The following is a 20325-nucleotide window of genomic DNA, read 5'->3' as shown; positions in this document are numbered from 1 at the left end:
GTACCGGGAGCGACGGTCACCGGCCTGCTCTTTTCGGGTGTGCAGCGGATTGAGGGTCCGGTGTAAGGGTCTGCGAGACTGCGGAGCATGTCGGATGCACAGGTCGTCGTCGTCGGTGGTGGGATCGCGGGGCTGGCTGCGGCCGCCTTCCTGAGCGGGGCGGCCGGGGGGCCGGCGCGGGCGCGGGTGACGGTGCTGGAGGCGTCCGGGCGGGTCGGCGGGAAGCTGTGGGGCGGGGAGGTCGGCGGGGTCCGGGTGGACCTCGGGGCCGAGTCGGTGCTGGCCCGGCGGCCGGAGGCGGTGGAGCTGGCGCGGGCGGTCGGGCTCGGCGGGGAGCTGGAGCCGCCGACCACCGCGAAGGCCGCGATCTGGACCCGCGGCGCGCTGCGGCCGCTGCCCGGCGGGCAGGTGATGGGCGTTCCCGGTGATCTGGAGGCGCTGGCCGCCTCCGGGGTGCTGACCGACGAGGGCCTGGAGCGGGCCCGGCACGAGCGGAGCACCGAGGTCGGCGACGACGTCGCGATCGGCCGCTACGTCGCCGACCGGCTGGGCCAGGAGGTGGTGGACCGGCTGGTCGAGCCGCTGCTCGGCGGCGTCTACGCGGGCCGCGCCGAGGAGATCTCGCTGCGCGCCGCCGTGCCGCAGCTGCTGTCGATCGCGCGTGACGGCGGCTCGCTGGTCGCGGGGGTGCACGAGCTGGCCTCGCGGCCGAAGGTGGTCGGCACCCCGGTGTTCCAGGGCCTGCGCGGCGGTCTCGGTACGCTGCCCGGCGCGGTCGCCGCGGCCTGTGTCCGGGCGGGGGTGGACCTGCGCACCGACGCCCCGGTGGACGAGCTGCGCCGCACCCCCGACGGCTGGCGGGTGGTGACCGGCGGCGAGGTGCTGCACGCGGACGCCGTGGTGCTGGCCGTCCCGGCGCCCGCCGCGGCCCGGCTGCTGCGCGAGGACGCCCCGGCGGCCGCCACCGAGCTGGACGCCGTCGAGTACGCGGGCATGGCCCTGGTCACCCTGGCCTTCCGCCGCGCCGACCTGGCCGAGCCGCCGAGCGGCAGCGGCTTCCTGGTGCCGCCGGTGGACGGGCGGCAGATCAAGGCGTCGACCTTCTCCTCGAACAAGTGGGGCTGGCTGGAGCGCTCCGCGCCGGACGCGTTCCTGCTGCGCACCTCGCTGGGCCGGTACCGCGAGGAGGAGGCGCTGGGGCTGCCGGACGAGGAGTTGGTGGCGCGGTCGCTGGCGGACCTCAGGGAGGCGATCGGGCTGACCGCCCGGCCGTACGACACCTTCGTCTCGCGGTTCTCGGCCGGTCTGCCGCAGTACCCGGTGGGGCACCTGGACCGGGTGGCCCGGGTGCGGGCGGCGGCGGGGCGGGTGGGGAAGCTGGCGCTGTGCGGCGCCGCGTACGACGGGGTGGGCATTCCGGCGTGCATCGGTTCGGCGGCCGCCGCTGCGGCCGCCGTCGACAGACTGCTGACCCCGGCGACCGGGGAAGGTTCCACGGAGAGGACAATGGGCGCATGACTGAGAGCGTTGAGCGGGAGCCGGAGCAGCGGCCCGAGAAGAAGAAGGCGCGCGACCTGAACCAGGTCATCCGCTACACCATGTGGTCGGTGTTCAAGCTCAAGGGCGGCCTGCCCGAGGACCGCACCGCCCTGGCCGCCGAGGTGGACGAGCTGTTCGCGCAGCTGGACGCCAAGGACGTGACCGTGCGCGGTACGTACGACGTCTCCGGTCTGCGTGCGGACGCCGACATCCTGGTCTGGTGGCACGCCGAAGACTCGGACGACCTCCAGGAGGCGTACAACCGCTTCCGCCGCACCGGCCTCGGCCGGCTGCTGGAGCCGGTCTGGTCGAACATGGCGCTGCACCGCCCGGCCGAGTTCAACAAGTCGCACATCCCGGCCTTCCTGGCCGACGAGCGCCCGCGCGACTACGTCTGCGTGTACCCGTTCGTCCGCTCCTACGAGTGGTACCTGCTGCCGGACGCCGAGCGGCGCGCGATGCTCGCCGAGCACGGCCAGATGGCGCGCGGCTACCCGGACGTGCGGGCCAACACGGTGGCCTCGTTCGCGCTCGGCGACTACGAGTGGCTGCTCGCCTTCGAGGCGGACGAGCTGCACCGGATCGTCGACCTGATGCGCGACCTGCGCCCCTCCCGGGCCCGGCTGCACGTCCGCGAGGAGGTGCCGTTCTTCACCGGGCGCCGCAAGCCGGTGAGCGAGCTGCTGAACGGCCTGGTCTGATGAACGGCCTGGTCTGAGCGGCCCGGCCGGAGCGGCCCACGGCTCCCGGAGGCCGGTTCCCCCCTGTCACACGGGGGAGCCGGCCTCCGTGCCGTCGCGGTCCGGTCGCGGACCGGCGAACTCGCGCAGCACGGAGGTGTAGTGGTCGCCGAGGCCGACCCGGGTGACGTCGCGGAGCCGGTACTTGGTCGGCTCCGGGTACCAGCGCGCCTCGGTGTCGACCTCGTGCAGCCGCAGTGAGCGGGGGCGCAGCCCGGTGACGGTGCCGACCCGGCAGACGTCCGGATCCAGGTGTTCGGTGTGCAGGGTGATCAGGCCGTACTCGGCGCAGGCGGCGGTGAGCAGCCCGGGCAGGTCGTCCAGCGGCAGGTCGGCGTCGGGCGGGCGGACCGGCCACAGGCCGCGGCGGCGCAGCGCCCGTACGGTCAGGCCCTCCTCGCCGCCCCGGTCGCGGACCTTGCGCAGGTCGGCGGTGCGGACGGCGCTCCAGCCGTCGAGGCGGTGGTCCGTGCAGGTGGCGAGCAGGGTCCAGACGGGGCCGGTGCCGAGGACGAAGCCCTCCAGCGGGTCCGCGCCGGGGAGGGTCCGGTGCAGTCGGACGAGCCGGCCCTCGGCCCGGGCGCGGTCGAGTACGGCGTGGTGGCGCTGGTCCATGGGCGGGAGTCTGCCCTGGTGGGAGGGGTCGGCGCAGCCGGTTTTCCCGGCTGTTGGCCGCCGCCCTAGCCGCGGTGCGGGCGCAGGGCGGCGCGGAGCCGGGCGTCGGGCAGGGCGGCGGGGCCGTTCATGGCGACGGCGGTGAGCAGTTCGCGTTCCTCGTCGTCGGCCAGGCCGCGCTGGCGGGCCGGGCGGACCTCGCGCAGCACCTCCTGCCCGATCGGGGAGGCCCAGCGGGTGTACGGGTAGACGTCGACGCGGGCCATCAGCAGGGTGCCGGAGGTGAGCACCAGCGGCAGCGAGAACCAGGCGAGCGGGGCGAGGGTGTCACCGCCGGTGAAGCCGTCGAGGGCCAGCGAGGCGGCCAGCAGGAGCAGGGACAGCAGCAGCGCGTGCCGGACCTGCCGGATCACCACCACGGTGTTGCGCTGCACCAGGGCCGGGGTGGCCAGGCCGGCCAGGGCGAGCCGGGCGCCGATCTCCAGCACGTTGGGGTGCTCGGCGACCGCCTGGCGCAGCTCGTCGGTGCGGCACTGGCCCTCGGGGCCGACGGTGGCGATGACCGCCCGCTCCAGGCGGCTGCGGCCCCTGGGGTCGACCACGGTGGTCCAGCCGGTGTGCGCCAGGTGGAGCCGTCCGCGGCCGGCCATCAGGACGAGGGCGAGTTCGACCACCCGGCCCGGGCCGCCGGCCAGGTAGGCGGTCTCGTACAGGCCGATGCCCACGGCTTCGGGGGGCCGCAGGCCGTTCTGGTCGGCGAGGGCGTCGGCGGTGGCGGTCATCCGGACCAGTCGGACGCAGGACAGGACAGCCGCGACACAGGCCGGTATGAGGAACAGCAACCACATGGGCTTGTTGTATGCCTGTGCCGACTGCGCGCGGAACGCCTTCCCGGTTCGCGATACCGAACTGTGACATCCGCCGGGTGCCGCCGGAGTCAGGAGCCGCAGCCGCCACCGCCGCAGCTCGACCCGCAGCTGGAGGACGACGAGGAGCCGCAACTCGACGAGCTGGAGCCGCAGCTGGAGGAAGAGGAGCCGCAGCTCGCCGAGGAGGACCCGCAGCCGGACGAGCCGCAGCCGGACCCGGAGGAGCCGGAGGAACCGGAGTCGGAGGAGCCGCACCAGGCGGCGGAGCCGCCGTCGGAGCCGGAGGAGCAGGAGGAGGACGACGAGGAGGACGAGGACGAGGTCGCGGAGCCGTTCGCGGCGGTGGCCTGCCGGAAGAACTCCTCGTCGTCGGTCGACGCGGCCAGCATCGCGGCCTCCAGCTCCGGCTCCCCCAGCCCGGCGGCGGCCAGGCCGCCGAGCGCGAGCGCGCCCAGCAGCGCGCCGCCGGCCAGCCGCGGCGACACCCCGGCATTGGGCTTCCACGGCCCCTGCATCAGGGACAGCTGGCGCTGACCGGCCGGGGTGATCCGGCTCTTGACGAGCGGGGTGACGAGCAGCGAGACGACGCCCACGATCAGCAGGATGACCGGGATCCAGAGCTTCGGGCGCTCGTGGCCGGCGGCGCCGTCGTCGAGCAGCGGGGCGGCCACCATGGAGGCCGCCACCAGGAGCAGCGCGAGCCAGAGCAGCCGGCGGGCAGTGCGGGCCCGCCGCAGCCGCTCGGGGCGGCGCATCAGGCCGCGGTCGGCGAGCCGGTCGCCGATCTCCTGGACGGCGGTGGAGCGCATCACGGTGCGGCGCAGCGGGCCGAGCTGACGGCTCCCGGTCGGTCCGACGGCGTCCTGGACGGCCTTGTCGACGGCGTCGTACGGCTTGGCGCCGGTGAGCGTGACCAGGCCGGAGCGGCTGACCACGGCCTGCTCGCTCATGTGCATCCGGACCAGGGCGGTGTCGAACACCCGCGCCGGCCCGCCGGACAGGAACGCGGTGTCGAGCAGCGGCAGGCCGCGGCCGGGCAGGCCCTTGGCGTACTGGACCTGGCCGATGCGCTGCCGGGTCCGGACCGCGTGGACCGCGGCGGCCGCCAGCAGGACGGCCGGGACGATGAAGTAGCTGTTGTGCCACATGGGCGGTTCCCCCCGAGGTGGTGATGGTTCGTCAGGGCCCGGTGGCCCCGCGGTCGCCGACGGCCGGCCCGGTGTCCGACAGTCGACGGCTGCCGGCAGCCGGCTACCGGTTACCGGCGCAGGGCCCGGCGCAGGCGGGTGAGCGGGCCCGGCGGTCGTACGGGGGCCGGGTGGAGCCACCGCTCCAGGGCCCGGCGGTGGTCGGCGGCGAGCGGGCCGCCGTCGGTGAGCACCCACTGCGCGAAGGCCCGGGCGTCGGCCCGGTAGCCGCCGGTCTGCGGGTGGGAGCGGGCGTAGTCGAGGAAGAGCGGCCCGTACCCCGCCCCGAGCGTACGGGGCAGGTCGGGGGCCACCTTGGCGGTGGTGTCCCGCCGCTTGGCGGCCAGGCCGGTGGACTGGGCGCGGACCTGGCGTTCGTCGAAGCCGGGCGGGACGGGGCCGCCGGCCACCAGGGCGGCCAGCAGCTCCTCCTGGCGCCGGGCCAGGCGCCGCCGGGCGGCGGCGAGGTCCTGGTCGGCGGTGTCCCGCGCGGTCCCGGTCAGGTCGGTCATCGCCGGGTGCTCCCCTCCAGCACCCGGCGGATGGCGTCCAGTTCACCGGCCAGCTCGCTGGGCGGCGGGAAGTTGGCGTCCCGCTCCAGCAGGACCCCGGGCGGGGCGGTCCGCGCGCACAGCTCGGCCAGCACCTCCAGCACCGGCTCGGTGACGGGGTGGGCGTGGGTGTCGTGCCAGACGCCGTCGACCAGGGTGCCGCCCGCGACGTGGACGTAGGCGAGCGCCTCCAGCGGCAGGCGGTCGAGCTCGGCGGCCGGGTCGATGCCGAGGTTGACCCGGTTGGTGTGCAGGTTGGCGACGTCGATCAGCAGCCGGACGCCGGTGCGCTCGACCAGCTCGGCGAGGAACTGCCCCTCGGTGAACTCGTCGTCCGGCCAGGCGAGCTGGGCGGCGATGTTCTCCAGGGCGAGCGGTACCGGCAGCTGGTCCTGGGCGATCCGGACGTTCTCGGCGATCACCCGCAGCGAGTCCCGGGTGCGGGGGGCGGGCAGCAGGTGGCCGGCCTCCAGGCCGCCGGCCCGGACGAACGCCAGGTGCTCGGTGACCAACGGGGAGCCGAGCGCCAGCGCGGCCTCGGCGAGCCGGGCGAGCCGGGCGGGGTCGGGCAGGTCGGCGCCGCCGAGGCCGAGGCCGACGCCGTGCGGGACGACGGTGACGCCGCGTCCGCGCAGGACGGTCAGGGAGTCGGGCAGGTGGTCGGCGCAGATGTTCTCGGCGACCACCTCGACCCAGTCCAGGCCGGGCTGGCGCTCGACCACGGTGTCGATCTCGCCGCGCCAGCCGAGGCCGACGCCCAGGCGGGGCGCGGCGTCCCGGGAGGCGGTGTCCCGGGGCGCGGTCGCCAGCGGTGCGGCGTCCTGGGGCGCGGTGTCCCGGGGTGCGGTGGCCAGGGCAGGGGAAGTCATCGGTTCGCCCCCTTCGGAGGGCCGGGTGGGAGGGCCGTCGACCGGTGCGGCGTCGTCGCCGGACCCGTGCGGCCGTGTTGCTGAGGATGTCCCCGGGTGGGGTGGCTGCCAAGCCTCACCCGGTCTTCTCAGAGCATTATTTGAGCATGTCGTTCCGGTCGTGAGGGACTTGGGTCCCGAGCCCGGGCCGTCCCCCGCAGGTGGGGGTGCCCTCCGGCGGATAAATCGGAGGCGCCGGGCGGGTGGGCGCGACTAGCGTGGGAATCCATGGCTTCTTCGAATTCCTCCCCCCTGACGATCCGGGACTTCCGCCCCGAGGACGCCGAGGCCGTGGCCGCGGCCCACCGGGCCGGGCGCGAGCACCTGGTGCTCTCCGCCGAGACCCTGCTCTGGCTGAACGGCCGGCCGAGCCCCGAGGAGCACTTCCGCACCTTCGTCGCCGAGCTGGACGGCCGGGTGGTCGGCGCGGTGCGCTGCGGGGTGGTGCTCGGGACGTCGGTCGCGGGTGTCGGCTACGCCAACGGCAGTGTGCTGCCCGGGTTCCGGCGGCGCGGCGCGGCCACCGCGCTGCTGGCCGCGGCCGAACGGCACCTGGTCGGGCACGGGGTGACGGAACTGCACACCTGGATGGACGACGAGCCCGCCTCGGTGGCCTTCGCCACCGCCCGGGGGTACCGGCTCGGGCGCACCATGCAGTTCGCCGGACGGGACCTGGCGCTGCCGCTGCCGCCGGCGCCCGTACTGCCGCCCGGCGTCGAGCTGCGCCCGGCCGCGGACTGGGCGGCCGACCCGCATCCGGTGTTCCTGGTCGAGGCGGACGCCATCCTGGACGAGCCCGGCAGCGAGGTGCCGATGGACGCCCTGGAGTACGAGGACTGGCTGCGCGACGACTGGAACCGGCCGGACCGGGACCTGGCCCTGAGCGTCGTCGCCGTGGTGGACGGCCGGCCGGCCGCGTTCAGCATGGCGCAGACCGACGGGGTGGACCGCTACTGGTCCGCGTTCACCGCCTGCCACCGGGAGTTCCGCGGCCGCGGGCTGACCAAGTCGGCCAAGCTGGAGTCCCTGCGGCTCGCCGCCGAGGCGGGCCTCCGGCACGCGTACACCAGCAACGACACGACCAACGGGCCGATGTTGGCGATCAACGCCTGGCTGGGCTACGAGCGCTGCGCGGCGGAGCGCAAGGGTATCAAGCGGCTGGGGCGGCCGTCGGAGCAGGACGCCTGACGCCGCCGGGCCGCGTCCCCGGACGCGGCCCGCGCCCGTACCTGTAGCCGTGCCCGTTTCGCCCCCGGTTTCGCAGTGGCGGGGGCCGGGCCACTTCGGCCAGATGTGGTCCAGACCACGTGGGACGAATCGGGACAGCCCGGGCTGCTTCGGGCGCGAAGTGGCTTGAACTGTAATGGTTTTGCTCCACTCCTGTCACGACCTGGGCATAATCGCGCACATGACGATCAGCCGTGCGAACGTGAGCGCGATTGCCGAGGACCTGTACGTGTGGCTCCCGCCGAAGCGGGGGTGGGGCCTGGCCAACTGCGGCCTGCTGGCCTCGGAGACCACCGCGCTCTGGATCGACACGCCGTACGACCCCTCGATGGCCGGGGAGTTCCTCGCCGCGAGCCGGCGGCTGCTGCCGGCCGGGGTCGGGGTCGACCGGGTGGTCGTCACCCACGCCAACGGGGACCACCTGTGGGGCGCCGGGGTGCTGCCGGACGCCGAGGTGATCGCCACCCGCGAGGCGCTGGAGCACATCCACTGGGAGCCCACCCCGCAGCAGCAGCACGCGCTGGTCACCAACAGCGACCCGGACTCGCCGCTCGGCGGCTACCTGAAGGAGCACTTCGGGCAGTTCGACTGGTCCGGCACCGAGCCGGTGCGCCCCGACACCGTCTTCACCGGCGAGCTGGAACTGACCGTCGGCCGCTACCCGGTGCGGATCACCAGCCTGCCCGCCGCCCACACCGGCGGCGACCTGCTGGTCCACCTCCCGCACCAGCGCGCGGTGTTCACCGGCGACGTGATCTTCTCCTCGACGCCCGAGCAGCCCGGCGACCACCCCTCGCACTGGGCCGGACCGTTGGAGAACGTCATCGGCGCCTGCGAGCAGGCCCTGGCCACCGGCGCGGAGATCTTCGTCCCCGGCCACGGCCCGGTGCTCGACCGCGACGGCGTCCGCGAGCACATCGGCTACCTCGCCTACGTGCGCGAGCGCGCCCACGCCCTGCACGCCGCCGGGATACCCGCGCTGGACGCCGCCCGGCGGGTGATAGCCGAGCAGCGCCACCCCGAACTCGGCCTGCCCGAGCGGCTGGTGATCACCGTCGCGGCCGAGTACCGGCACCTGGACGGCTCGGCGGCCCCCGGCGCCCTGGAGGCCCTGGGCCAGGTCGCCCTGGTGGCCCGGGAACTGGCCGAGGACGAGGCCCGCGCCCAGCGCCCGCGCACCGCCCGGCCCTGACCCCGCCAGGGCCCGGCACCGCCCGATCCTGATCCCGTCCGGCCCCGTCGCCCGGTCGTCCCGGCCGCACCACCCGGTCCACCCCGCAAGCACCCCCGAGGACTTCGATGACGCAGATCGCGCTGATCGTCCTGGCGCTGGTCGCCGCCGCGGCCGCGGCCGTGCTCGCCCGCGGCCGGGCCGTCGCCGTCACCCGGGCGACGGCCGCCGAGACCGCGCTCGGCCGGGGCGAGGAGCGCGCCCGGACCGCCGAGGGCCGGCTCGCCCGCGCGGAGCAGCAGCAGCGCGACGCGCAGGAGGCCGCCCGGCGCTCCGCCGAGGAGGCCCGGCGGGCTGAGGAGCGCACCCGGGCCGCCGAGGACAGCGTCCGCGAGGCGCAGGAGGCGGCCCGGCAGGCGCAGGACACCGTCCGGGACGCCATGCAGCAGGGCTCCGCCGCGACCGCCCGGGCCGAGCAGGCCGAGCGCGCGCTCGCCGAGGCCGAGGCGCGCGGCACCGCGCTGCTCGCCGAGATCGGCCACCTCGCCCAGGAGCGGGTCGCCGCCACCGCCGTACGGCTCACCCACGGCAACGCCCCGCTGGTCGGCCCGCTGGACCCGCAGGCCGTCGGCCCGGAGGCGGTCCGGGCGCTGCAGGGCGTCCTGGACGCCGCCCAGGCCGCCCTCGCCGACGAGCGCGAGCGGGTGGACGCCGCCGCCCGTGCCGCCATGCGCGGCGCCACCTCCCGGATCCAGACCCTGCTGTACCAGATCCAGAGCCTGGTCCAGCAGCTCCAGCACGAGAACGACGACCCCCGGCTGCTGGAGGTCGACTTCCGCAACGAGGTCGCGCTGCGCCGGATCCAGACCATCGCGGTGCTCTGCGAGGCCTGGCCGGGCCTGGCCCGCACCGACTCGCCGCTGGCCGAGGTGGTCGTCGGCGCGCTCTCCCGGGTGCCCGGCTACGCCCGGATCAAGGTCGCCAACCACCTGCGCGAGCAGCGCCTCGCCGTGGTCGCCCGGGCCGCCGAGCCGATCGCCGTCACCATCGCCGAACTGCTCGCCAACGCCACCGCCTGCTCCCACCCGGAGACCGACGTCCCGGTCACCGTCCAGCAGGGCGGCCGCGGCGCGCTGGTGATCATCGACGACAGCGGCATCGGCATGGACGAGGACCAGCTGCGCCGCGCCCGCCGGTTGCTGGCCGGCCCGCCCGACATGCTGCTCACCGAGCTCGGCAACCCGCCCAAGACCGGCTTCGCGGTGATCGGCAAGCTGGCCCGCCAGTACGGCTTCTCCTGTCACATCGAGCCCTCGCCGTACGGCGGCATGCGGACCATCCTGCGCATCCCGGCCGCGCTGGTGACCGTCGTGGACGACGAGCAGCCGCTGTCGGTGCTCACCCCGCTGCCGCTGCGGGCCGGCTCCGGCCCGGCCCCGGCGCCCACCGTCGCGGCCGTCCCGCCGATGCGCGACGCGGACGAGCAGGATGGCCCGCGGCTCGCCGACCGCCACAACCAGCCGGGCCCGCACCCGGCCCCGGCCATCCGCGTGGTGCCCGACCCGGTCGCGGAGGGCCCGGTCGCGGACGGCCCGGCGGGGGAGAGCCAGGCGGGTGCGTCCGTCCCGGCCGAGCCCGGTCCGGACGCCCCCGTGACGGACGCCTCCGCGACGGACGCGTCCGCGGCCGACGACGGCACCGGCCTGCCGACCCGGCGCCGCCGCCGTCCGCTGGCCGCCGAGCAGCCCGCCGCCGTACGGCCGGCCGCCGCGAAACCCGCCCCCGCCCGCGCCGCCGCGCGCACCCCCGAGCAGGCCGCCGCCCACTGGCAGGCGCTGCAGCAGGGCACCGACTCCGGCCGGGCCGCCGTGGCCCGGGCCGAGCGCGAGGAGGCCGCCGGGGCCGCCCCCGGCCGGACCGCCCCCGGAAACAGCGACAGCACCACCGGTACGACCGGCACCACCCCCGGCGACACCACCGCCGACCGCGACCCCGGTGACCCGAGCACCGGTCCGACCTCAGAAGGAGCCGAGCAGTGAGCAGCACGCCCAGCCCGACCGCCACCGACGAGATCTCGTGGGTGCTGACCCCGCTGCTGGAGCTCCCGGGGGTGCTGCACGCCGTCATCGCCACCGGGGACGGCCTGGTCGAGGGCGCCTCGGACGGCCTGGAGCGCGCCTCGGCCGAGCGGGTCGCCGCGATGACCGCCACCGTGCACGCCGCCGCCCGGGCCTTCACCGCCGCGTTCACCGACGTCGAGCGGCCCCGGCTGGCCCAGACCGTGGTGGAGTCCGACCTCGGCTACGCCGTCGTGGTGCCCGCCGGGGAGAACACCTCGCTCGCCGTCTTCACCTCGCCGGACGCCCAACTCGGCAACGTCGCCTACCAGATGCAGCTGCAGGTCGCCGCCCTCGGTCGCGCGCTCGCGAGCCCGACCCGGCGGCAGGACGACGACGTCCGGTCATGACCGCCGTCCCCCGCAGGCGGATGGTGCCCGCCTACCTGGCCACCGGCGGCCGCAGCCGCCCCGGCACCAAGGGCTTCGAGCGGCTGACCGTGCTGTTCGCCGACCGTGCGGACCCGCCGGAGGCGCTCGACCCCGAACACCGCCGGCTCTGGGAACTGCTGCGCCCCGGTGCGCTGACCGTGGTGGAGGCCGCCGCGCACCTGAGCCTGCCGGTCAGCGCCACCGTCTTCCTCGCGGCGGACCTGGTCGAGGCGGGCTGCCTGCACGCCCGCGCGCCGATCCCGCGCGCCCAGCAGACCGACCGCTCCATCGTCGAGAGGCTCCTCGTTGGACTCCGTGCGCTCCGGTGACCCGGCCGCCCGGCCGGAACCGGAAGACCAGAGCCGGGTGGGCTACCTGCCCGACCAGGACCAGACGCTGATGAAACTGGTGGTGGCCGGCCCGTTCGGGGTCGGCAAGACCACCCTCATCCGGACCCTCTCCGAGATCGCCACCCTGCACACCGAGGAGGCGATGACCGAGACCGGCCGCCCGGTGGACGACCTGGCGGGCGTACCCGGGAAGTCCACCACCACCGTCGCCGTCGACTTCGGCCGGCTCACCCTGCCCGGCAACGTGGTGCTCTACATGTTCGGCACCCCCGGCCAGCGCCGCTTCTTCCCGCTCTGGCAGGACATCGCCCGCGGCGCGGTGGGCGCCCTGGTGCTCGCCGACACCCGCCGGCTGGCCGACTCCTTCGAGATCATGGACATGGTCGAGGAGCAGGGCCTGCCGTACGCCGTCGCCGTCAACCGCTTCCCGGACGCGCCGGACCACCCGGTCGAGGTGCTGCGCACCCACCTGGACCTGCACGCCGCCACCCCGCTGCTGCTCTGCGACGCGCGCGAGCGCGACAGCAGCCTGGACGCGCTGATCGCGCTGGCCGAGCACGTCCTGGAGGCCCTGCCCGCCGCCCCCGCCGGCCCGGACCCCGCCGGCCCGGACCCCGACGGCCCGGACCCAGCCACCTCGGACCCCGCCACCTCGGACCCCGCCACCCCGGAGCAGCCGTGACCGTCGAGTCCCGCCCGACCCCGATCCACGGCCCGGTCTTCGCCGCCGACCCCCAGCTGGTCTACGAGCGGCTGCGGCGGCACGGCGCGGTCGCCCCGGTGGAGATCGCGCCCGGCGTCGAGGCCCTGCTGGTCACCGACTACCAGGCCGCGCTGGACCTGCTGCGCGACACCGACACCTTCTCCAAGGACTCCCGGGCCTGGCAGCGGACCGTCCCGCCGGACTCCCCGCTGCTGCCGGTGCTCGGCTACCGCCCGACCGCGCTGTTCAGCGACGGCGAGACCCACGCGCGCTACCGGGCGGTGATCACCGACGCCCTCGCGCTGTTCGAACCGCACCGGCTCCAGCGCCAGGTCGCCGAGACCGCGCACCGGCTGATCGACCGCTTCGCCGCCGTCGGGCACGCCGACCTGATCGCCGAGTACGCCCGCCGGCTGCCCGCCTTCGCGCTCACCACCTGGTTCGGCGTGCCGCAGGAGCAGCGCGAGGAGGTGGTGGACGCGATCACCGGGCTGATCGAGTCCACCGCCCGGGCCGGCGCCTCGTACGGGAAGCTCCTGGCGGTGGTCACCGCGATGGTCGCCGAGCGCCGCGAGCGCCCCCGGCACGACCTCACCTCGATGTACGTCACCCACCCGGTCGGGCTGGACGACGACGAGGTGATCCGGCAGATCACCCTGACCCTGATCGCCGGGCACGAGCCGACCACCAATCTGATCGGCAACGCCCTGCTGCGCCTGCTCACCGACGCCCGCTACGCCGGCTCGCTGTTCGGCGGCGCGATGACCGCCCACCAGGCGATCGACGAGGTGCTCTGGCACGAGCCGCCGATGGCCAACCTCTCGGCCCACTACCCGCGGTACGACATCACCTTCCACGGCCGCGAGATCAAGGCGGGCACGCTGGTGCTGGTCTCGTACGCGGCCGCCAACTCCCAGGCCGCGCCGCCCACCGACGGCGGCGGGCTGCGCAGCGGCGAGAGCGCCCACCTGGCCTGGGCGGCCGGCCCGCACGCCTGCCCGGCCCGGGACCCGGCCCTGCTGATCGCGATCACCGCCATCGAGCAGCTGGGCAGCCGCCTCAGCGACCTCGAACTGTCCACCCCCGCCGAGGACCTGCTCTGGCGCCCGGGCCCGTTCCACCGGGCCCTGACGCACCTCCCGGTCCGCTTCGCACCGGTCGAGGGGTAGGCCCGGACGGGCCCGGACGGCGCGGAGGCCCGGACACCGTACGTGTCCGGGCCTCCGCGCGCGGGTCCGGCCCTACTCGGCCGGCTTCAGCGTCAGCGAGACGCTGTTGATGCAGTACCGCTGGTCCGTCGGCGTGCCGTAGCCCTCGCCCTCGAAGACGTGCCCGAGGTGCCCGCCGCAGCGGGCGCAGCGCACCTCGACCCGGCGCATGCCGAGCGAGGTGTCCTCGATGTACTGGACCCGGTCCCCGGCCAGCGGCGCGTAGTAGGACGGCCAGCCGCAGTGGCTGTCGAACTTGGTCTCGGAGCTGAACAGTTCGGCCCCGCAGGCCCGGCAGCCGTAGACGCCGACGGTCTTGGAGTCGGTGTACTCACCGGTGAACGGCCGTTCGGTGCCCGCCTCGCGGAGCACGTGGTACTCCTCGGGGCTGAGCTGGGCGCGCCACTCGGCCTCGGTCTTCTCGATCTCGTAGCTCATCACGGGCTCCCGGTCGCGGTGGACGTCGGACGGACGTACGTCAGACGTTGGAAGCAACGTTCGCGAGGTGCCGCAGGATTTCCGGGCCGAGGTTGGTGACGTCACCGGCGCCCATGGTGAGCAGCAGGTCGCCCGGGCGGGCGAGGCCGGCCAGCAGGGCGGGGGCGGCGGCGAAGGAGTGCTCCGCGGTGACCTCGGCGCCGGCCCGGCGGGCCGCGTCGATGATCAGCTCGCTGGTCACGCCGGGGATCGGGTCCTCGCGGGCCGGGTAGATGTCCAGCACCACCGAGGCGTCGGCCAGCGCCAGCGCCTGGCCCATCTCCTCGGAGAGCTGCTGGGTGCGGCTGAACAGGTGCGGCTGGAAGACCACCAGCACCCGGCCCCCGCCGGTCAGGCCCTCGCGGATGGCCTCCAGGTCGGCGGTCATCTCGGTGGGGTGGTGGGCGTAGGAGTCGATCACCTGGACTCCGCCGGCCTCGCCCTTGAGCTGGAGGCGGCGGCGCACGCCGGTGTAGGCGCCGAGCGCCTTGGCCAGGTCGGCGGCCGGGACGCCCAGCGCGACGCCGGCGGCCAGCGCGGACACCGCGTTGTGGGCGTAGTGGCGGCCGGGCACCGAGACGGTGAAGCTCAGCTCGGCGCCGTCCAGCAGGACGGTGACCTCGCTGGTCATGCCGTGGGCGACCACCGAGAGCACCCGCAGGTCGGCATCCTCGGCGGAGCCGACCGTCACCACGTTCAGGCCCTCGCGGCCGGCCACCCGGGAGGTGAGCTCGCGGGCGCCGTCGTGGTCGGCCGAGACCACCAGGGTGCCGCCGGGGACGATCCGGCCGACGAAGGTCTCGAAGGACTCGTAGATCTCCTCGATCGAGGCGTAGTTGGCGTGGTGGTCCAGCTCCACGTTGAGCACGATCGCCACCTCGGGCGCGTACTTGTGGAAGCTGCGGTCGCTCTCGTCCGCCTCGGCGACGAAGATCTCGCCGGTGCCGTGGTGGGCGTTGGAGCCGGGCGCGTCGAGGTCGCCGCCGATCGCGTAGGACGGGTCCAGGCCCAGCTCGCCGAGGGCGACGGCGAGCATGCTGGTGGTGGTGGTCTTGCCGTGGGTGCCGGCCACCGCCAGCGCCCGGCGCCCGCCCATCAGCGCCGCCAGCGCGTCGGAGCGGTGCACCACCGGGATGCCGCGCTCGTGGGCGGCCACCAGCTCCGGGTTGTCGGCCCGGATCGCGCTGGAGACGACCACGCTGCTGGTGCCGTCCGGCACGTGCTCGGCGGCGTGGCCGACGTGCACGGTGGCGCCGAGGGCGCGCAGCGCGAGGACGGTCTCGGACTCCTTGGAGTCGCTGCCCGAGACGCTGGCCCCGCGCACGGCGAGGATCTTCGCCAGGCCGGACATCCCGGCGCCGCCGATGCCGATGAAGTGCGGGGCGTGCAGGTCGTGCGCGGCGTCGTTCAAGGCGTGGCTCCGTAGGGGCGGGGGCAGACAGGGCGGGCGGACGGGTCGGGAAGACGGAATCGTCCTCGCGGGCGGACCGCAAGGACGATTCTGCACCACCGGCGTGCCGGGCCGGTCGGGTCAGGAGTCGCTGGCGAAGAGCCTGAGCACGGGGACGCCCACCTTGTGCCGGGCCTGGGAGGCCCAGTCGCGGTGGAAGAACTCCTCCACGAAGTGCGGTGAGGTGAGCACCACGACCTCGTCCGCCCCCTGCTCCCCGACGACCGCGCGCAGCCGCTCCAGCGGCTTCTCCCCGACCAGCTCGCCGACCGCCTCGGCCCCGGCCGAGCGCAGGTGGCGCAGGCTGTGCTCCAGCGACTCGCCGGCCACGGTCGGACCGCTCTCGGACTCGTCGTGCTCGTGCACCACCTTGTCGAGGTGGCCGAGGGCGACGTCGTCGAGCGCCCGCAGCAGTTCGTCCTGCCGGCCGCGCGGCTGCATCAGGACGACGAAGGACACCTTCTCCTCGCCGTGGAGCGTGGTGACGAGCTCCACGTCCGCGTCGGAGAGAGCCTTTTCGATCATCAGTACCGTCTTGAACACGTGAGTCCCTTCCAGTGGCCGGCCCCCGGGCCCCGGCATCCCATAACGGGATCACGATCAGGGGGTCACGGGGTTGTCCGAACCGGGGTGACGCAGGTAGCGGGTGAAGAGGAATCCTTTCTGCTCGATCAATGAGACCAGCCGCATCCGCTGCACGTCCGGCATTCGGGCATCGTGCAGGATGCGCGGCGCGTCGCCGCCGGTGAGCAGCGGAGCCAGCGACAGGCACAGCTCGTCCAGCAGGCCGGCCGCCGCCAGCTGCCCCAGCAGGCGCGGGCCGCCCTCGGTCAGCAGCCTGGTCCAGCCCCGTTCGGCCAGGGCCGCCACGCCCGCCCGCAGGTCCACCGAACCGGTGCCGGCGAGCACCAGGTCGGCCACCCCGGCGACCGCCCGGCGGCGCTCCGCGGGGGCGTCCTCGGTGGTGACGACCACCGTCCTGACCAGCGGCTCGGTGAACAGCGGCGCGGTCAGGTCCAGCTCCAGCGAGCGGCTCACCACGGCGATCGCCGGGGCGGGCGCCTGCCCCGCCGCCGCCCGGGCCGCCGCGAACTCCTTGCGGGCCCGGGCCGGCCGGTAGCCCTCGGCGCGGACCGTCTCCGCGCCCACCACTACCACGTCCGACAGTGCCCGCAGCACCCCGAAGATCCGCTTGTCGGCATCGCCGGAGAGACCCTCGGACAGCCCGTCCAGCTTGGCCCCGCCGTCCAGGCCGGACACCATGTTGGCGCGCAGCCAGGGGCGCCCCTGATTCACCTGTTCGGGGTACGCGTAGACGGCGGCGAGCGATTCCAGTGCGGCCGGATCGGCGAGCCGCCCGCCCAGCGGGCTGATCAACTGTTGCATGTCCCCAGTCTTCCACCGCGGGCCGTGGGCCGTTCGGGGCCGCGGGCCGACCGGCTCGGGGCCGCGGGTCGTTCGGACGGCGTACGGGGCAGGCGTACCCTCTACTGATGTGCCCGCAGCCTCCCACTCCGCAACCGCGACCGAGCCGATAGCAGCCGCACACGCCTCCGGCTCCCCGATCGCGCTCACCGACCGCCGACCCGTCGTGCCCGCCGAGCGGCTGGTCGCCGAGATGGTCCCGCCGCCCCGGTTCGCCGACGTGAGCTTCGGGACGTACATTCCGGACCCGACCCAGCCGAGCCAGTACGAGGCCGTCCAGGTCCTGGAGCAGTTCGCGGCGACCCTCGGCGGAGGAAACGGTTCCGCGCCCAAGCGCAGCTGGTTCCGCCGCTCCGCCCCCGCACCCGCCGGCCCGGCCGGGGTCTACCTCGACGGCGGCTACGGCGTCGGCAAGACCCACCTGCTCGCCTCGCTCTGGCACGCCGCCCCCGGCCCCAAGGCCTTCGGCACCTTCGTCGAGCTGACCAACCTGGTCGGCGCGCTCGGCTTCCAGCAGGCCGTGCGGACCCTCTCCGGACACACGCTGCTCTGCATCGACGAGTTCGAGCTCGACGACCCGGGCGACACCGTGCTGGTCTCCACCCTGCTCGGCCGGCTGGTCGACAACGGCGTGAAGCTGTGCGCCACCTCGAACACCCTGCCGGAGAAGCTCGGCGAGGGCCGCTTCGCCGCCGCCGACTTCCTGCGCGAGATCCAGGGCCTGTCCGCGCACTTCCGCCCGATGCGGATCGACGGCCAGGACTACCGCCACCGCGGCCTGCCGGACGCCCCGCCGCCGTACACCGACGAGGCCGTCACGGCCGCCGCGGCCCGCACCCCCGGCGCCTCGCTGGACGACTTCGACGCCCTGCTCGCCCACCTCTCCGCCGTCCACCCCAGCCGCTACGGCGCGCTGCTGGACGACGTCGCCGCGGTCTGCCTGCGCGGCGTCCGCCAGATCGACGACCAGTCCACCGCGCTGCGCCTGGTCGTGCTGGCCGACCGGATGTACGACCGCGAGCTGCCGATCACCGCCTCCGGCCTCCCCTTCGACCAGGTCTTCCCGGAGGAGATGCTGCGCGGCGGCTACCGCAAGAAGTACCTGCGCGCCATCTCCCGCCTGGTCGCCCTCGCCCGGGACAGCGCCAAGTAGGCCTCGCTTGTCGGTGGTGGGTCGTACCGTTGAGTGGTGCGTCCCATCACGAGTATTGAGCGGTCCGTGGCGCCTTTCGAGGTCGTCAGCCCCTTCCAGCCGAACGGTGACCAGCCGGCGGCGATCGCCGAGCTGGAACGGCGGATCAGGGGAGGGGAGAAGGACGTCGTGCTGCTCGGTGCCACCGGCACCGGCAAGTCGGCCACCACGGCCTGGATGATCGAGAAGCTGCAGCGGCCCACCCTGGTGATGGCGCCGAACAAGACGCTGGCCGCGCAGCTGGCGAACGAGTTCCGCGAGCTGCTGCCGAACAACGCGGTCGAGTACTTCGTCTCGTACTACGACTACTACCAGCCCGAGGCGTACGTCCCGCAGACGGACACCTACATCGAGAAGGACTCCTCGATCAACGAGGAGGTCGAGCGGCTGCGCCACTCGGCGACGAACTCGCTGCTCACCCGCCGGGACGTGGTGGTGGTGGCCTCGGTCTCCTGCATCTACGGCCTCGGCACCCCGCAGGAGTACGTGGACCGGATGGTGCGGCTCAAGGTCGGCGAGGAGATCGACCGGGACGAGCTGCTGCGCCGCTTCGTCGACATCCAGTACGCCCGCAACGACGTGGCCTTCACCCGCGGCACCTTCCGGGTCCGCGGCGACACCATCGAGATCTTCCCGGTCTATGAGGAGCTCGCCGTCCGGATCGAGATGTTCGGCGACGAGATCGAGGCGCTGTACACCCTGCACCCGCTCACCGGCGAGATCATCAGCCAGGACGACTCGGTCCACGTCTTCCCCGCCTCGCACTACGTGGCCGGCCCCGAGCGGATGGAGCGCGCGGTCAACGGCATCGAGGCGGAGCTGGCGCTGACGCTCGCGAAGCTGGAGAAGCAGGGCAAGCTGCTGGAGGCCCAGCGGCTGCGGATGCGCACCACCTACGACATCGAGATGCTGCGCCAGATCGGCACCTGCTCGGGCGTCGAGAACTACTCGATGCACTTCGACGGCCGCGAGCCCGGCTCCCCGCCGAACACCCTGCTCGACTACTTCCCGGAGGACTTCCTCCTGGTCATCGACGAGTCGCACGTCACCGTCCCGCAGATCGGCGCGATGTACGAGGGCGACGCCTCGCGCAAGCGCACCCTGGTCGAGCACGGCTTCCGGCTGCCGTCCGCGATGGACAACCGCCCGCTGAAGTGGGAGGAGTTCCTGGAGCGGACGGACCAGACGGTCTACCTGTCGGCGACGCCCGGCCCGTACGAGCTGTCGCGCGGGGACGGCCAGGTCGAGCAGATCATCCGCCCGACCGGCCTGATCGACCCCGAGGTGATCGTCAAGCCGACCGAGGGCCAGATCGACGACCTGGTGCACGAGGTCCGCAAGCGGGTCGAGCGGGACGAGCGCGTCCTGGTCACCACGCTGACCAAGAAGATGGCCGAGGACCTCACCGACTACATGCTCGGCCTGGACATCCGGGTCCGGTACCTGCACAGCGACGTGGACACCCTGCGCCGGGTGGAGCTGCTGCGCGAGCTGCGGGCGGGCCGGTACGACGTGCTGGTCGGCATCAACCTGCTGCGCGAGGGCCTGGACCTGCCCGAGGTGTCGCTGGTGGCGATCCTGGACGCCGACAAGGAGGGCTTCCTGCGCTCCGGTACCTCGCTGATCCAGACGATCGGCCGCGCGGCCCGCAACGTCTCCGGCCAGGTCCACATGTACGCGGACAAGATCACCCCCGCGATGGAGAAGGCCATCGACGAGACCAACCGCCGCCGGGCCGTGCAGCAGGCCTACAACAAGGAGCACGGGATCGACCCGCAGCCGCTGCGCAAGAAGATCGGCGACATCCTGGACACCCTCGCCCGCGAGGACGTGGACACCGACGAGCTGCTCTCCACCGGCTACCGGAACCAGGGCAAGGGCAAGGCCCCGGTCCCGGCGCTGGGGGCGGAGCGCAAGCCGGCCAAGTCCCTGCCGGCCGCCGAACTGGCGGACCTGATCCAGGAGATGACCGACCGGATGCACACGGCCGCCGCCGACCTCCAGTTCGAGGTCGCGGCCCGGCTGCGCGACGAGGTCAAGGAGCTGAAGCGGGAACTGCGGCAGATGCGCGAGGCCGGAGTGGCGTAGCCGCACCCGCGGGGGCGCACCCGCGGGGCGCACCCGTACGGCGCCGGGCCTGGCCGGAATGACACCGGTCAAGTCCGCGGGTGTCTCAGCCTTGCCACAAACGGGCAGACCCGGGGGAGCCCGGGGTGCCGCAGGCC

General features: G+C 74.5%; 18 protein-coding genes and 1 pseudogene. 11 read left to right on the top strand and 8 right to left on the bottom strand.

Annotated elements, in window-relative coordinates; all coding sequences use genetic code 11:
* Positions 1 to 87: 87 nt before the first annotated feature.
* Together hemG and hemQ are read left to right on the top strand one after the other, a co-directional pair.
* Complete coding sequence (gene hemG / locus ACFVU7_RS18875; protein ID WP_074001690.1) at positions 88 to 1518, top strand: protoporphyrinogen oxidase; 1431 nt, start codon at positions 88 to 90, stop codon at positions 1516 to 1518.
* Entirely contained in the window at positions 1515 to 2240 is a 726-nt protein-coding gene (hemQ, locus tag ACFVU7_RS18870) for a hydrogen peroxide-dependent heme synthase (protein ID WP_117489931.1), read from the top strand. The genes hemG and hemQ overlap by 4 nt, the downstream gene beginning before the upstream one ends.
* A gap of 66 nt (positions 2241 to 2306) precedes the next feature.
* Here the strand turns inward: hemQ and ACFVU7_RS18865 are convergent, their stop codons facing one another.
* The 4 genes and pseudogenes from ACFVU7_RS18865 to ACFVU7_RS18850 all read right to left on the bottom strand — a co-directional run bounded on the left by ACFVU7_RS18865 (position 2307) and on the right by ACFVU7_RS18850 (position 6310).
* Positions 2307 to 2894: a hypothetical protein gene (locus ACFVU7_RS18865; protein ID WP_388046016.1), complete on the bottom strand. Its 588-nt coding sequence runs from the start codon at positions 2892 to 2894 to the stop codon at positions 2307 to 2309.
* 65 nt (positions 2895 to 2959) lie between these two features.
* Positions 2960 to 3742 (bottom strand): TIGR04222 domain-containing membrane protein, encoded by a 783-nt coding sequence (locus ACFVU7_RS18860; protein WP_074001688.1) that lies wholly within the window; start codon positions 3740 to 3742, stop codon positions 2960 to 2962.
* Positions 3743 to 3831: 89 nt separating this feature from the next.
* A complete protein-coding gene (locus ACFVU7_RS18855; protein ID WP_388046014.1) occupies positions 3832 to 4911 on the bottom strand; it encodes a TIGR04222 domain-containing membrane protein in 1080 nt (359 codons plus the stop codon).
* A gap of 110 nt (positions 4912 to 5021) precedes the next feature.
* Positions 5022 to 6310 (bottom strand): annotated as a pseudogene (locus ACFVU7_RS18850) (DUF692 domain-containing protein).
* Between the two features lie 327 nt (positions 6311 to 6637).
* Here ACFVU7_RS18850 and ACFVU7_RS18845 point away from each other — a divergent pair.
* The 7 genes from ACFVU7_RS18845 (at position 6638) to ACFVU7_RS18815 (ending at position 13517) form a co-directional block, all read left to right on the top strand.
* Positions 6638 to 7597: a GNAT family N-acetyltransferase gene (locus tag ACFVU7_RS18845; RefSeq protein ID WP_388046012.1), complete on the top strand. Its 960-nt coding sequence runs from the start codon at positions 6638 to 6640 to the stop codon at positions 7595 to 7597.
* A gap of 220 nt (positions 7598 to 7817) precedes the next feature.
* On the top strand, positions 7818 to 8828 hold the full coding sequence (locus ACFVU7_RS18840; RefSeq protein ID WP_380780175.1) for an MBL fold metallo-hydrolase: 1011 nt from the start codon (positions 7818 to 7820) through the stop codon (positions 8826 to 8828).
* A gap of 107 nt (positions 8829 to 8935) precedes the next feature.
* Positions 8936 to 10846 (top strand): ATP-binding protein, encoded by a 1911-nt coding sequence (locus ACFVU7_RS18835; protein WP_388046009.1) that lies wholly within the window; start codon positions 8936 to 8938, stop codon positions 10844 to 10846.
* Positions 10843 to 11274 carry a roadblock/LC7 domain-containing protein gene (locus tag ACFVU7_RS18830; RefSeq protein ID WP_049649591.1) on the top strand — a complete coding sequence of 144 codons (432 nt, stop codon included), beginning with the start codon at positions 10843 to 10845 and terminating at the stop codon, positions 11272 to 11274. The genes ACFVU7_RS18835 and ACFVU7_RS18830 overlap by 4 nt, the downstream gene beginning before the upstream one ends.
* A complete protein-coding gene (locus ACFVU7_RS18825) occupies positions 11271 to 11624 on the top strand; it encodes a DUF742 domain-containing protein (RefSeq protein ID WP_049649592.1) in 354 nt (117 codons plus the stop codon). Before ACFVU7_RS18830 ends, ACFVU7_RS18825 begins: the two co-directional genes overlap by 4 nt.
* 70 nt (positions 11625 to 11694) lie before the next feature.
* On the top strand, positions 11695 to 12327 hold the full coding sequence (locus ACFVU7_RS18820; protein WP_388046138.1) for an ATP/GTP-binding protein: 633 nt from the start codon (positions 11695 to 11697) through the stop codon (positions 12325 to 12327).
* A complete protein-coding gene (locus ACFVU7_RS18815; protein WP_049649594.1) occupies positions 12324 to 13517 on the top strand; it encodes a cytochrome P450 in 1194 nt (397 codons plus the stop codon). The genes ACFVU7_RS18820 and ACFVU7_RS18815 overlap by 4 nt, the downstream gene beginning before the upstream one ends.
* Positions 13518 to 13589: 72 nt before the next feature.
* Here ACFVU7_RS18815 and msrB read toward each other — a convergent pair whose 3' ends face one another.
* The 4 genes from msrB to ACFVU7_RS18795 all read right to left on the bottom strand — a co-directional run bounded on the left by msrB (position 13590) and on the right by ACFVU7_RS18795 (position 16869).
* Positions 13590 to 13994 carry a peptide-methionine (R)-S-oxide reductase MsrB gene (msrB, locus tag ACFVU7_RS18810; protein ID WP_049649595.1) on the bottom strand — a complete coding sequence of 135 codons (405 nt, stop codon included), beginning with the start codon at positions 13992 to 13994 and terminating at the stop codon, positions 13590 to 13592.
* A gap of 40 nt (positions 13995 to 14034) precedes the next feature.
* A complete protein-coding gene (murC, locus tag ACFVU7_RS18805) occupies positions 14035 to 15444 on the bottom strand; it encodes a UDP-N-acetylmuramate--L-alanine ligase (protein WP_074001683.1) in 1410 nt (469 codons plus the stop codon).
* Positions 15445 to 15564: 120 nt separating this feature from the next.
* Entirely contained in the window at positions 15565 to 16026 is a 462-nt protein-coding gene (locus tag ACFVU7_RS18800) for an indole-3-glycerol phosphate synthase (RefSeq protein ID WP_388046007.1), read from the bottom strand.
* Between the two features lie 57 nt (positions 16027 to 16083).
* The gene (locus tag ACFVU7_RS18795) at positions 16084 to 16869 is read right to left on the bottom strand and encodes a pyrimidine reductase family protein (RefSeq protein WP_074001682.1); all 786 of its coding nucleotides are present in this window, start codon (positions 16867 to 16869) and stop codon (positions 16084 to 16086) included.
* A 148-nt stretch (positions 16870 to 17017) separates the two neighbouring features.
* On the opposite strand from ACFVU7_RS18795, the gene zapE reads away from it, so the two are divergent.
* Positions 17018 to 18061, top strand: coding sequence for a cell division protein ZapE (gene zapE, locus ACFVU7_RS18790; RefSeq protein WP_380780948.1), 1044 nt, complete (start codon positions 17018 to 17020; stop codon positions 18059 to 18061).
* A 36-nt stretch (positions 18062 to 18097) separates the two neighbouring features.
* Positions 18098 to 20188: an excinuclease ABC subunit UvrB gene (gene uvrB, locus ACFVU7_RS18785; protein WP_049649602.1), complete on the top strand. Its 2091-nt coding sequence runs from the start codon at positions 18098 to 18100 to the stop codon at positions 20186 to 20188.
* Positions 20189 to 20325: the final 137 nt, after the last annotated feature.

The sequence above is a fragment of the Kitasatospora sp. NPDC058046 genome, assembly GCF_042885595.1.
Lineage (GTDB): Bacteria > Actinomycetota > Actinomycetes > Streptomycetales > Streptomycetaceae > Kitasatospora.
The sequence above is the reverse complement of the archived record's forward strand: the minus strand, read 5'-3'. Positions and strand labels throughout refer to the sequence as shown.